The sequence below is a fragment of the Rhizobium oryzicola genome, from assembly GCF_030504645.1.
In the GTDB taxonomy this organism is placed as follows: Bacteria; Pseudomonadota; Alphaproteobacteria; order Rhizobiales; family Rhizobiaceae; genus Neorhizobium; species Neorhizobium oryzicola.
Map to the genome: position 1 here is coordinate 35,751 of NZ_JAUKWQ010000002.1, position 12,509 is coordinate 48,259.

The window sequence follows — 12,509 nt, forward strand, 5'->3', positions numbered from 1 at the left end:
GGGAAACCGATGCTTCTGATCCATTGCCCCTATTGCCGTGACGACCGATCCGAACTGGAGTTCCGCTGGGCGGGCGAGGCACATATTGCCCGCCCCGAGCAGATCTCCGAGATTTCGGACGAGGCTTTTTCCGAGTATTTTTTCATGCGTGACAATACCAAGGGTATTGCCTGGGAGCGTTGGCGCCACATTCATGGCTGTGGACGCTTTTTCAATGCCATCCGCGACACCGTCAGCGATAAATTCCTGTTGACCTACAAGGCCGGACTGCCGCGCCAGCCGGTGCCGGGAACAGAAACAGCAGGCGTTGAGACGGTTGAAGGAGGTGCTGCATGACCTCCTATCGTATCAAGGGTGCAGGCCGTCTGACCCCCGCTCGCACCGCGCGCTTTACCTTCGATGGCAAGATCTACACGGCGCTGGAAGGTGATACGGTTGCCTCTGCGCTTCTGGCGAATGGCGTGCATCTCATGGGCCGTTCGTTCAAATATCACCGCCCGCGCGGCATTCTCTCCGCAGGTGCGGAAGAGCCGAATGCGCTACTGGATGTGGCACGTGATGCCGCCCGCCGTCAGCCGAATGTGCGCGCCAGCGTGCAGGAAGTGTTTGACGGGGCCATTATCCAGTCGCAGAACCGCTGGCCAACGCTCGGCTTCGATATCAGTTCGATCAACAATCTGCTCTCGCCCTTCTTCGCGGCAGGCTTTTACTACAAGACCTTCATGTGGCCGCGTGAGGCCTGGGCGAAACTCTATGAGCCCATCATCCGCCGCGCTGCCGGTCTTGGTGTTGCGCCGAAGGAAGAAGACCCGGACCACTATGCCAACCGCTTTGCTCATTGCGATGTGCTGGTGGCCGGTGCCGGTGCCGCTGGTTTGACGGCTGCGCTTTCTGCAGCCGAAACGGGTGCATCCGTCATCCTGGTGGATGAGCGGGCCGAAGTGGGCGGCGCGCTGCTGTTCGATACGTCTGTCACGATCAATGGCCAGTCGGGCTATGATTGGGCGCAAGGTGTTCTGGTCAAGCTCGCCGCCATGCCGAATGTGCGGGTGCTGACGCGCACGACCGTGTTCGGCTATTACAACCACAACTTCATCGGTCTTGTGGAACGGGTGACGGATCACATGCCGCGTCCGGACAAGTTGCTGCCGCGCGAGCGGTTGTGGCAGGTGCGCGCCAAGAAGGTGGTGCTGGCAACCGGCGCCATCGAGCGCCACATGGTGTTCGCCAACAATGACCGCCCTGGCATCTTGCTGGCCTCTGCGGCGCGCATGTACCTCAACCATTACGGTGTGGCTGTCGGCTCCCGGATCGGTGTCTACACGGCGCATGATTCCGCTTATGAAGCGGCGATCGACCTTAAAAAGGCCGGCGTCGAGATCGCGGCGATCGTCGATTGCCGTGCCAAGCCCGGTGATGCTGTCGTATCCGCGGCCCGCAATCTCGGCATCGAGGTGCTGACCGGCTATTCTGTCATCGATACCGCCGGGCGTCTTCGCATCTCCTCTATGACGGTGGCGCGCAATAGTTCCACCAATCACCGCAAGATCGCGGTCGACGCGCTTTTGATGTCCGGCGGCTGGACGCCGTCCGTTCATCTCTTCTCCCAGTCTCGCGGCAAGCTGAAATTCGATGCGGAGAACCAGCGTTTCCTGCCGAACATCTATGCCGAAAACAGCATCTCGGTCGGCGCCTGCAACGGCACGGATGATCTGAATGCGCTGCTGACCGAGGCATCCGCTGCGGGCGGCGGTTCGGTATCCGTTTCTGGCGATTCCGCATTCACCTGGACAGGTGGCATGATCGGTGCCGCCGAAGGCGCGGGCAAGGATACCACCGTCAAGGCTTTCGTGGATTTCCAGCATGATGTGACGGCGAAGGATATCCGCCTTGCCGTGCGCGAGGGGATGCATTCGATCGAGCACATCAAACGCTTCACTACCAATGGCATGGCGTCTGATCAAGGCAAGCTTTCCAACATGCATGGTCTGGCGATCGCGGCGGAAGTTCTGGGCAAGGAAATCCCGCAGGTCGGTCTCACCACCTTCCGCGCGCCTTATACGCCAGTCACCTATGGCACGCTGATTGCCCATTCTCGTGGAGACCTGTTCGATCCAGCCCGCAAGACGCCGCTGCATGCGGAACTGACCAAGGCCGGCGCCGAGTTCGAGGATGTCGGCAACTGGAAGCGCGCCTGGTACTTCCCGCGTCGGGGCGAGGACATGCATGCGGCCGTCAACCGCGAGTGCCGTACGGCGCGTGAAGTGGCGGGTATCTTTGACGCTTCCACGCTTGGCAAGATCGAGGTGGTCGGCCCGGATGCGGCGAAGTTCTTGAACCTCATGTACACCAATGCTTGGGACAATCTGAAACCCGGCAAATGCCGCTACGGCATCATGACCCGCGAAGATGGCTTCGTTTATGATGACGGTGTTGTCGGGCGCTTGGCGGAAGACCGTTTCCATGTGACGACGACGACGGGCGGTGCGCCGCGCGTGCTGCATCACATGGAAGACTATCTGCATACCGAGTTCCCGGATCTCAAGGTGTGGCTGACATCCACGACCGAGCAATGGGCTGTCATTGCCGTGCAGGGACCGAAGGCGCGTGAAATCATCGAACCGCTGGTGGAAGGACTGGACCTCTCCAGCGAGGCTTTCCCGCATATGAGTGTGGCGGAATGCACGGTCATGGGTGTTCCGGCGCGGCTGTTCCGCGTGTCTTTCACCGGCGAAGTGGGCTATGAAGTCAACGTGCCCGCCGATTACGGCGCCTCCGTCTGGAAGGCGATCTGGGAGCGTGGTGAAGCGCTGGGTGCCTGCCTCTATGGCACGGAAACTATGCACGTTCTGCGCGCTGAGAAAGGCTATATCATCGTCGGGCAGGATACGGATGGAACCGTGACGCCTGACGACGCCGGCTATGGCTGGGCGGTGTCGAAGAAGAAGACTGACTTCGTGGGCATTCGCGGCCTGAAGCGCCCCGATCTCATGCGCTCCGGTCGCAAGCAACTGGTCGGACTTTTGACGGCGGATCCGCTGGAGGTTCTGGAAGAAGGCGGCCAGATCGTCGCTGATCCGAACGAGCCGAAGCCGATGACCATGCTCGGTCATGTTACCTCCGCCTACTGGTCTGAAAATCTTGGCCGCTCCATCGCCATCGCTTTGGTGGCGGATGGCCGCGCACGCATGGGTCAGACCGTCTATATTCCGATGAAAGACAAGACGATTGCCGCTACCGTGAGCGACATGGTGTTCTTCGACAAGGAAGGGGGCCGCATCCATGGCTGATCTCGCAATCCGCACATTGCCGCTGGCCGGTGCTCATGGTGGTTCTGCCTCGGTTCGGCTGGAGCCGGCGCAACCGGCACGCCGCATTTCCCTGCGCGCAGGAGCAGAGGCCGTCGCGGCGTTGTCGACGGCGCTTGGGGTGAACCTGCCGACGGAGCCGAGGACATCTGCCTCGAATGATTCACGTACGGCGCTGTGGCTCGGGCCGGATGAGTGGCTGGTGATCGATGAGGGCGCCGTTGACCTCAACGACAGCGGCACGGGTGTCGCAAACGGTTTGATCAATGCGGCTGCCGGTACCGGCGTGGCGCATTCGGCAACGGATGTCTCTCACCGCAATACGGCCATCCTCGTTTCCGGTCCGGCTGCGGCAGATGTGCTGAATGGCGGCTGCCCGCTTGATCTGTCGCTCAAAGCCTTTCGGGTCGGGGCCTGCGCCCGCACGCTGTTCGGCAAGATTGAAGTCGTCTTGCTGCGTACCGGTGAGCAGAATTTCCGCTTGGAATGCTGGCGCTCGTTTTCGGAATATGCTTTCGGTTTACTTCGTCAGTCGGCAGAAGATCTATAATCTCTATCATGTTTTGCGGGGCCGTGTTTTCTGCGGCCTCGCTGCGGGAATTATTTTGTAAGTTTCGACGAAGATTTACGAAAATTTTAACTATAATCAACTACCCCTGTGATCTTTGATACCCTGTAGTATTGGGAGGGGTGCAGGTGGTTTTCTTTCAGAATTTGAAAATTTCAAGCAGAACGCGGCTGCTTACAGCGCTATCGCTTCTCGGTCTCATCTGTATTACCGGTTTATTCTGGAAAGAGCGCGCTGCAGAGCAAATTCTATCAGAACGCATTCAAGCTGCTGACGTGCTAGACGTTAGCCTTTCTAGGCTCAACGGACTTTTTCTGCAGATCCGTCGACATGAAAAGGACTTCCTGTTGCGGCGGGATGAGGCCTCCGTTGAGAAGCATACTGCAACAAGCCAGCAGATCCAGGCGATGCTTCAGGCCTTTGATAGCGATATCATCGTCGCGGACACAAAGTCTTTGCTGCAGCAGATCCGTAGTGGCTACCAGCAATATTCCGGGAATTTCGAAAAGCTGGTACGGGAGAATCGTGTTCTCGGCCTCAATGCGGATAGCGGCCTGGAAGGCCAAATGCGTAAGGCTGTGCATGCCATCGAAGCTTCACTCGAGTCTGTCAAAAATCCAGATCTGATGGTCGTGATGCTGATGATGCGCCGACATGAGAAGGATTTTATCATGCGGCGTAGTGCCCAGTATGTCGAGGCTTTCGAGCAGCAAGTAAAGCTCTTCAAAGCTTTCCCGGCCTCTGCTTTTGGTACGGCTGATGCCGTTGTAATCCAGAAGAACCTAGACACCTATCAGCAGGCCTTCCGTGCCTATGGGCAGGCGACGCTTGAGGAGGCGCAAAGCCGTCAGGCCGTTTCGGAAAGCTTTTCCGCTATCGAGCCGATCTTCCAACGCCTTTCGGATCGTCTCGCAGCGGATAGGCTCAAGGTGAGTCAGGAGGCAGAGGCCGCGAAGATGGAAGCCATGCGTCTGCTGTTGGTGTCGCTAGTTTTGCTGACAGCCCTGCTTTTTGTCATCGCCACCGTAGTTGGCCGTTCCATCTCCAAGCCGATCGTCCGAGTTACCGAGGCGATGAAAGCTCTAACGGCCGGCAAATTGGATGTGTCCATTCCCGGTGTGGGCTTGAAAAACGAGCTAGGGGAAATGGCTTCAGCTGTTGAGGTGTTCCGATCCAACGCGTTGAGCAACCGGCAACTTGAGGCTGAGACACAGGCGCAACGTAAGGAGGCCGAATTGCTCCGCGCTACGAACGAGCGGGAAGCCTTGTTGCGCGCGCGGCAAATGCAGCATGCTACTGAAGCCTTGGGCGTCGGCCTGAAGAACCTGGCGGCCGGGAATCTCGGCTACTCAATCCAGGAGCCGCTGGCTCCGGATTTCGAGAGCTTGCGCAGCGATTTCAACAGTTCGGTTGCGCAACTTTCCGCAACGATCGCTTCCGTCATCGACGTCTCCCGCTCCATTGATACGGGCGCACGTGAGATTACCGAGAGTGCCGGTGAACTTTCCCAGCGGACAGAGCAGCAGGCAGCGTCCCTGGAGCAGACGGCTGCTGCGCTGGATCAGATCACCACCAATGTTGCAGGCTCCAGCGCCAGCGTGCAGCAGGCGCGTGATGTGGCGGTACATGCCGAGCGCAACGTCGTCGCCTCCAGCGAGGTACTTGGCCGCATGACAAATGCGATGGAGCTCATTGAAAATTCGTCACAACAGATCCGAACGATTATCTCTGTCATTGACGAAATCGCCTTCCAGACGAATCTCCTCGCGTTGAACGCGGGCGTGGAAGCGGCTCGTGCAGGCGAGGCGGGACGCGGTTTTGCGGTGGTTGCGCAGGAAGTTCGTGAACTGGCCCAGCGGTCGGCTAAGGCCGCAGGCGAAATCCGAAACCTCATTGGCCAATCCGGCTCGCATGTCAGCGATGGCGTCGCGTTGGTGCGCGATACTGCAAATTCCTTGCAGTCGGTGGAGGAATCCATCCGCACCATCAACCAGCATATGATGTCCATTGCCAGCGCAACCAAGGAACAGTCGACGGGCCTCGCAGAAGTCAACAATGCCGTCAACCAGATGGATCAGGTGACTCAGCGAAATGCCGCGATGGCAGAGGAAGCAACGGCCGCAAGCGGCATGCTGGCCAAGGAAAGCGCCCGACTGCGCGCCATGGTCTCCCAGTTCACCATCCAGCAGGATGCCCGCTACGCCGTACGCGCGGCGTAGCGCTTGATGGCAGTCGACTAGAGCCTATCAGGGCTAAATGGAATCGTTCTGCCGGAAGCTGCAGATAATGGCGGAAAATGATCCGGCCCGTCAGGTTGGCTGATGCGGGTCATCTGCTTTGTCGAGCGGCTTGGCCGTATGCATTGGCTACGACACGCGCCGCTCTCCTCGCATATGACCCCGCCTGAGCCAACAGAACTGTTTCCATTTAACCCTGATAGGCTCTAATCTTCCGGCCGGTCCTTGGGGTCGAACTGGCAGATGGTGGTCCAGGTGGCAGTCAGGGCCGGCTTCTTCTCGTTCTCGATTTCGACCGTCACGTCATAGGTGGTCATCAGCATGGCGGCGCCGCGAAACCGCGCTTCCGCCAAGATGAAACGTCCCCGCACCCTTTGCCCGGAGCGGACGGGTGAGGCGAAGCGGATCTTGTCGAAGCCGTAGTTCAGCCCCATCACTTGCTCGCGAATGCGCGGTATTGCCGAGTAGTTCAGGGCCGAGAGCAGCGAGAGCGTGAGGAAGCCATGGGCAATCGTGCCACCGAACGGGCTTTCCTTGGCGGCGCGCTCCGGATCCACATGGATGAACTGGTGGTCATGGGTGGCGTCGGCGAATGTGTCGATCATCATCTGGTCCACGACGAACCAGTCGGAGACGCCGACCTGCTGGCCTTCGAGCGCCTTCATCTCCTTCAGCGAAATTTCACCCGGCATGCCTTCATCCATTTCATTTCAGTTCGCGCAGCAGGTGGCGTGCTTATCCGATGTCCTGCAGGCACCATGTGACGGAGCGCGGTGGAAGCACTCCTCCATACTGTCCATTGGACAGGAGGTCCAGCCAGTCGCCGTCGGGGAGGCTCGCAGCCAGCGGCTGCGGACTGCGGTTGAAGATGATGGCGAGTCTCACAGGTTTGCCGGTCGCCGTGTCGTCGGTGCGCAGAACCATGGTCAGCTGCTTGCGTTCAGGCTCTTCCCATTGCTGCACGTTCATGGGCAAACCATCCGCGTTCAGCCAGACGACGTCCTCATTGTGCCCTGTAAAGAATTGCGTTTGCGAAAAGACGCTAAAGCGTCGACGCAGGCTTGCGAGACGGGCCGTGTGATCCACCAGTTCGGGATCGAGTGCGGCCCAGTTCAGCCAGGTGATGCCATTATCCTGGGCATAGGCATTGTTGTTGCCCTGCTGGCTGCGGCCGCCCTCATCGCCCGCCGTCAGCATGATCGTGCCGCGCGTGGCAAACAGGGTGGAGAGAAGGGCTGCCACGTCCCGGCTGCGGGCAGAGAGCACTTGCGGATCGTCCGTCTCGCCCTCGACGCCATTGTTCCAGGAGTGGTTATCATTGTGGCCGTCGCGGTTTTCCTCGCCATTCGCCTCGTTGTGCTTGTGGGCGTGGGAGACGAGGTCCGTCAGCGTGAAGCCATCATGGGCGGCGAGGAAGTTCACGCTGCGCGTTTCATTCAGGCCGTGACGGGAAAAGATGTCGGATGAGCCGGCAAGCGCATGCGCCAGCGCACCCGTCTTGCCGGCATCGCCCCGCCAATAGAGCCTGAGATCATCGCGCGCCCGGTCGTTCCATTCCAGAAACGGGGGCGGAAAATTGCCGAGCTGATAGCCGCCGGGACCGATATCCCAGGGCTCGGCGATCATCACTCTGTCGGATAATACCTCGTCATTCAGGATGGCAGCGAGCGTCTCGCTGTCGCGGGAAAAACCATGCTGGCTCCGACCAATGACGGTTGCCAGATCGAACCGGAAGCCATCCACGCCCGCATGGAGAACGAAGTGGCGCAGGCTGTCGATGATCAGCTGCCTCACCATGGGGTGATCGCAGGCGACCGTATTGCCGGTGCCGGTGTCGTTGATCAGTTCACCAGGGCTGCCGGGCACATGCTGGTAGTAACTCAAATTGTCCAGCCCGCGCATGGAAAGCGTCGCGCCATAGCGATCGCTTTCGCCGGTGTGGTTGAAGACGAGATCGAGGATCACGCCGATGCCGTTTGCGTGCAGCGTCGCAACCGTCTCTGCCAGTTCCCGCATGCCGCCCGGGCAGAGGCGCGGATCGAGTGCCATGAAGCTGACGGGATTGTAGCCCCAGCCATTGGTGAGGCCGAGCGGCGGCAGGTGGCGCTCGTCGATCCAGGCGACGATGGGCATGAGTTCGACGGCATCGACTGCGAGGCGCTTCAGATGCGCCAGCACGGAAGGGTGGGTGAGGGCAGCAACGGTGCCGGCCAGCTTCTCCGGCATATCGGGGTGGCGGATGGTGAAGGGTCTGACCGCGATCTCGTAGACCAGCCCGCCCTTGCGGAAGAGGGGCGCGCTCAGCACCGCCGGTCTGTCACGCGTCACAATCGCCTTCGGCACCAGGGATGCGGTGTCCTTGCCCTTGAGCCATAGCCTCGCATCATGGCGAAAGGGGCGGTCGAGCTCCTTGGCATAAGGGTCTACCAATAGCTTCGACGGATCGAACCAGAGACCGAGATCGGGATTGTAGACGCCATGGGCGCGGAAGCCGTAACGGGTGCCTTCCGGCGCGTCTTTCACGTCAAGTGCAAAAAGCGTATCGCCTTGCCGCTGCATGGGCAGCCGCACTCGCTCGTGCACGCCGTCCTGTTCGAACAGACAAAGATCGATGGCTTCGGCATGCGCCGAATAGACGGAGAAGCGGGTGCCTTTTTCCTGAAGAACTGCGCCAAGCGATTCGTTGCTCATCACTGCACCATTGGGTTGCCGATGCGGTATTCTTAATGCACAAATCTTGCTCAAGGCATGGGAAATAATCGGCAACTGCCCTAGCTAGGTTTATCGCTATCGAAAAATGCTCAGGGAGGAGCGATCATGGCATTTTCCATTCGGCTGCACCGGGTGCTGAGGGCACCGCCGGAGCGTGTCTTTCGTGCCTTCATGGATGCGGATGCCATGGTCAAATGGAACCCGCCCTCCGGGTTCACGGCCCGCATGCATGACTATAACCCCGTGGTGGGCGGCAGCTTCCGCATGTCGTTTACGAACTTCACCACCCAGCAAAGCCATTCGTTTGGCGGCCGCTACCTCGAGATCATTCCCAACGAGAAGATCCGCTACACGGATGCGTTCGACGACCCGAACCTGCCTGGCGAGATGATGATGACTGCGGAGTTTGCCGCTGTGGTGGTGGGGACGGAACTGAAAATCACCCAGGAAGGCATACCGGATGTCATTCCGGAAGCGGCCTGCTATCTCGGCTGGCAGGAGTCGCTGAACCAGTTGGCGCAACTTGTGGAACCGGAAATCCGCGAAAGCTGAGAGAGGCGGGAGGAGGCGACCTCCTCCCCCACACATCCGATCAGGTGATAACCGTTGGCGCGTTGCGACCGGTGCGCGTCTTGATCTCGGCGATCTCGTCGGCAACGGCAATGAGATCGGCCAGTGCCGTCTGCGTTTCGATGCCGTGGCGGCTTGCGTCAGGCTCATAGCGCTCGACATAGACGCGCAGCGTCGCGCCCGAGGTGCCGGTGCCGGACAGGCGGAAGACCACGCGGCTGCCGCCTTCGAACAGCACGCGAATGCCCTGGTTCTTCGAGACGGAGCCATCGATCGGGTCGTTATAGGCAAAGTCGTCGGCGCTTTCGACCTTCAGCGCACCGAAGCTCTTGCCCGGCAGGCTAGCAAGCTTATCGCGCAGATTGGCCACCAGCGCATTGGCCGCTTCCGTATCCACTTCCTCATAGTCGTGGCGGGAATAATAGTTGCGGCCGAATTCCGCCCAATGGCTTTCGACGATCTCCTTCACGCTCTTCTTCTTGGCCGCCACGATGTTCAGCCAGAACAGCACGGCCCAGAGGCCATCCTTTTCGCGCACATGGTTCGAGCCGGTGCCAAAGCTTTCTTCGCCGCAGACGGTTGCCTTGCCTGCATCCAGCAGATTGCCGAAGAACTTCCAGCCTGTCGGCGTTTCATAAATGCCGATGCCGAGCTTTTCGGCCACCTTGTCGGCGGCCGCACTGGTCGGCATGGAGCGGGCGATGCCAGCGATGCCATCTTTGTAGCCTGGGGCGCAGGTGGCGTTGGCGGCGATGATCGCCAGACTGTCCGACGGGGTCACGAACATGCCCTTGCCGACCACCATGTTGCGGTCGCCATCGCCATCCGAGGCGGCGCCGAAGTCGGGGCCTTCGGGGCTCATGACATCGTCATAGAGTTCCTTGGCGTGAACGAGGTTCGGGTCCGGGTGGTGATGACCAAAGTCCGGCAGGGGTTCCGAATTGCGCACGGAGCCCGCGGGCGCGCCGAGACGCTTCTCCAGGATCTCGACGGCATAAGGGCCGGTGACGGCGCTCATGCTGTCGATCACGACGCGGAAGCCGGATTGGATCAGGCCACGGATCGCGCCGAAGTCGAACAGGCTTTCCATCAGTTCGGCATAGTCGGCGACCGGATCGATCACTTCAACGGCAAGGCCTGCGAGATCGGTGCTGCCGATCGTGTCGAGATCGACATCGGCGGCATCAACGATTCTGTAGGTGTCGATGACCTTGGTGCGGGCATAGATGGCGTCGGTGATCTTTTCCGGTGCCGGACCGCCATTGCCGATATTGTACTTGATGCCGAAATCTTCCGTCGGGCCGCCGGGGTTATGGCTGGCGGAAAGCACGATGCCGCCGAAGGCTCCATATTTGCGGATGATGTTGGAGGCCGCAGGCGTCGATAGAATGCCGCCCTTGCCGACCAGCACCTTGCCGAAGCCCGCAGCCGCGGCCATCTTCAGCACCTTCTGGATGACTTCGCGATTGTAGTAGCGGCCATCGCCCCCGACCACCAGCGTCTTGCCCTCAAAGCCTTCCAGCGAGTCGAAGATCGACTGGATGAAGTTCTCGGCATAGTTTTCCTGGGCGAAAACCGGAACCTTCTTGCGCAAGCCTGACGTGCCGGGCTTCTGGTCCTGGTAGGGGGTGGTCGAAACTGTCTTGATCATCAATGCGAACCTTTCGGTAGAAGGCTGGAATAGAGATCGGCGTAGATGGCCGCGCTCTTCTCCCAGGAAACATCTGACTTCATGCCCTGCTTCTGGATCTGTAACCAGGTCTTCGGGTCATGATAAAGGCGGATGGCGCGGCGAACGGCGCGACGCATGCTGTCGAGCGTCACGGGGCCGAAGGAGACGCCGGTTGCGCTTTTTGCGGCAAGCGCCGCGGGATTGGCGTCGATGACCGTATCGTTGAGGCCACCGGTGCGGGATACGACCGGCACGCAGCCATAGCGCAAGCCATAAAGCTGGGTGAGGCCGCAGGGCTCGAAGCGGGACGGAATGAGGATCGCATCGCAGCCCGCCTGCATGAGATGCGACAGCGGCTCGTTATAGGTGACGGCAATGCCGATGCGGCCCGGATGGCGGGCTGCCGCCGCCTGCAGGGCACCCACCAGATCCGCATCGCCCGACCCCAGCACGGCGAGGCGCGCACCCTGCGCCACCATGTCATCCGCCAGCTGAGCAACCAGATCCATGCCCTTCTGCCAGGTCAGGCGCGAGATGACGCAGAACAGCGGTCCGTCGTCTTCGACAAGACCAAACTGTGCTTCCACGGCACGCTTGTTTGCTGGGCGCGTTTTCAGATCGCCGGCAGCGTAGTTCTTGGCGATCGAGGTATCCGCCTGCGGGTCCCAGACATCCGTATCGATGCCGTTGACGATGCCGTGCAGGTCAGAGGCGCGCCGGTTCAACAGGCCTTCCAGACCCATGCCGAATTCGGGCGTCAGGATTTCCTCGGCATAGGACGGGCTGACGGTGCTGACCGCCCAGGCGGTCTGGATGCCGGCCTTGAGGTAACCGACCTGCCCGTAATATTCGACGCCCTCCAGATCAAAGGCATGCGGCGGCAGGCCAAGGCGCGGGAAGATTTCCCGGCCAAAATTTCCCTGGAAGGCAATGTTGTGGATGGTCATGACGCTTGGCACCGCAGGTGCTGCGTCATAACGCAGATAGGCGGGAACGAGACCAGTCTGCCAGTCGTGGACATGCACCAGATCCGGTTGCCAGTCCGGCAGGCGGCCTTGGGCAATATCTGCGCCTGCGCGCGAAAGTGCTGCAAACCGCAGCCAGTTGTCTCCGTAGTCCTTTCCATTCTGATCGAGATAGGGCCCACCGGCACGGTCGAACAGGTCAGGCGCATTCAAAACCAGAAGCTTCAGGCCGGCCACCTCCGCTTCCAGTATTTCCGCACGCACGCCCAGCAGGTCTTCGTATTGAAGGCTGAGCACCGGCGCCTGAAGCGCCTTCATGACGGCAGGGTGACCGGGAACGAGGGTCCTGGTTGCCACGCCCTGTTTCTGCAGGGCCAAAGGCAGAGCGCCCGCCACATCGGCGAGCCCTCCTGTCTTGATCAAAGGGTAGATTTCGGAAGCAACCGAAAGAACCTTCATATGTCTCCCAACGCCTTT

At 60.1% G+C, this 12,509-nt stretch carries 9 protein-coding genes; 5 read left to right on the forward strand and 4 right to left on the reverse strand.

The window, feature by feature from the left end; translation table 11 throughout:
• The first annotated feature begins 9 nt into the window (after nt 1-9).
• The 4 genes from Q2T52_RS07515 to Q2T52_RS07530 all read left to right on the forward strand — a co-directional run bounded on the left by Q2T52_RS07515 (nt 10) and on the right by Q2T52_RS07530 (nt 6,095).
• Nucleotides 10-336 carry a sarcosine oxidase subunit delta gene (locus tag Q2T52_RS07515; RefSeq protein ID WP_302076099.1) on the forward strand — a complete coding sequence of 109 codons (327 nt, stop codon included), beginning with the start codon at nt 10-12 and terminating at the stop codon, nt 334-336.
• Nucleotides 333-3,290, forward strand: a complete 2,958-nt coding sequence (locus Q2T52_RS07520; protein WP_302076100.1) for a sarcosine oxidase subunit alpha — start codon at nt 333-335, stop codon at nt 3,288-3,290. Before Q2T52_RS07515 ends, Q2T52_RS07520 begins: the two co-directional genes overlap by 4 nt.
• A complete protein-coding gene (locus Q2T52_RS07525) occupies nt 3,283-3,858 on the forward strand; it encodes a sarcosine oxidase subunit gamma (protein WP_302076101.1) in 576 nt (191 codons plus the stop codon). The genes Q2T52_RS07520 and Q2T52_RS07525 overlap by 8 nt, the downstream gene beginning before the upstream one ends.
• Nucleotides 3,859-4,223: 365 nt before the next feature.
• Nucleotides 4,224-6,095, forward strand: a complete 1,872-nt coding sequence (locus Q2T52_RS07530; protein ID WP_302076102.1) for a methyl-accepting chemotaxis protein — start codon at nt 4,224-4,226, stop codon at nt 6,093-6,095.
• Nucleotides 6,096-6,319: 224 nt separating this feature from the next.
• On the opposite strand, the gene Q2T52_RS07535 is transcribed toward Q2T52_RS07530, so the two are convergent.
• Both Q2T52_RS07535 and glgX read right to left on the reverse strand, forming a co-directional pair.
• Nucleotides 6,320-6,805: a MaoC family dehydratase gene (locus Q2T52_RS07535; protein ID WP_302076103.1), complete on the reverse strand. Its 486-nt coding sequence runs from the start codon at nt 6,803-6,805 to the stop codon at nt 6,320-6,322.
• Between the two features lie 43 nt (nt 6,806-6,848).
• Complete coding sequence (glgX, locus tag Q2T52_RS07540; RefSeq protein WP_302076104.1) at nt 6,849-8,804, reverse strand: glycogen debranching protein GlgX; 1,956 nt, start codon at nt 8,802-8,804, stop codon at nt 6,849-6,851.
• A 126-nt stretch (nt 8,805-8,930) separates the two neighbouring features.
• On the opposite strand from glgX, the gene Q2T52_RS07545 reads away from it, so the two are divergent.
• Complete coding sequence (locus Q2T52_RS07545) at nt 8,931-9,377, forward strand: SRPBCC family protein (RefSeq protein ID WP_302076105.1); 447 nt, start codon at nt 8,931-8,933, stop codon at nt 9,375-9,377.
• Between the two features lie 40 nt (nt 9,378-9,417).
• Here Q2T52_RS07545 and Q2T52_RS07550 read toward each other — a convergent pair whose 3' ends face one another.
• The gene (locus tag Q2T52_RS07550; protein WP_302076106.1) at nt 9,418-11,046 is read right to left on the reverse strand and encodes an alpha-D-glucose phosphate-specific phosphoglucomutase; all 1,629 of its coding nucleotides are present in this window, start codon (nt 11,044-11,046) and stop codon (nt 9,418-9,420) included.
• Nucleotides 11,046-12,491, reverse strand: a complete 1,446-nt coding sequence (glgA, locus tag Q2T52_RS07555) for a glycogen synthase GlgA (protein WP_302076107.1) — start codon at nt 12,489-12,491, stop codon at nt 11,046-11,048. The genes Q2T52_RS07550 and glgA overlap by 1 nt, the downstream gene beginning before the upstream one ends.
• Between the last annotated feature and the right edge of the window lie 18 nt (nt 12,492-12,509).

Excerpts from the sequence above, each read along its gene's own strand:
- Q2T52_RS07515 (WP_302076099.1), top strand. The coding sequence starts at position 10 with ATGCTTCTGATCCATTGCCCCTATTGCCGTGACGACCGATCCGAACTG.
- Q2T52_RS07520 (WP_302076100.1), top strand. The coding sequence starts at position 333 with ATGACCTCCTATCGTATCAAGGGTGCAGGCCGTCTGACCCCCGCTCGC.
- Q2T52_RS07525 (WP_302076101.1), top strand. The coding sequence starts at position 3,283 with ATGGCTGATCTCGCAATCCGCACATTGCCGCTGGCCGGTGCTCATGGT.
- Q2T52_RS07535 (WP_302076103.1), bottom strand. The coding sequence starts at position 6,805 with ATGCCGGGTGAAATTTCGCTGAAGGAGATGAAGGCGCTCGAAGGCCAG.
- glgX (WP_302076104.1), bottom strand. The coding sequence starts at position 8,804 with ATGAGCAACGAATCGCTTGGCGCAGTTCTTCAGGAAAAAGGCACCCGC.
- Q2T52_RS07545 (WP_302076105.1), top strand. The coding sequence starts at position 8,931 with ATGGCATTTTCCATTCGGCTGCACCGGGTGCTGAGGGCACCGCCGGAG.
- Q2T52_RS07550 (WP_302076106.1), bottom strand. The coding sequence starts at position 11,046 with ATGATCAAGACAGTTTCGACCACCCCCTACCAGGACCAGAAGCCCGGC.
- glgA (WP_302076107.1), bottom strand. The coding sequence starts at position 12,491 with ATGAAGGTTCTTTCGGTTGCTTCCGAAATCTACCCTTTGATCAAGACA.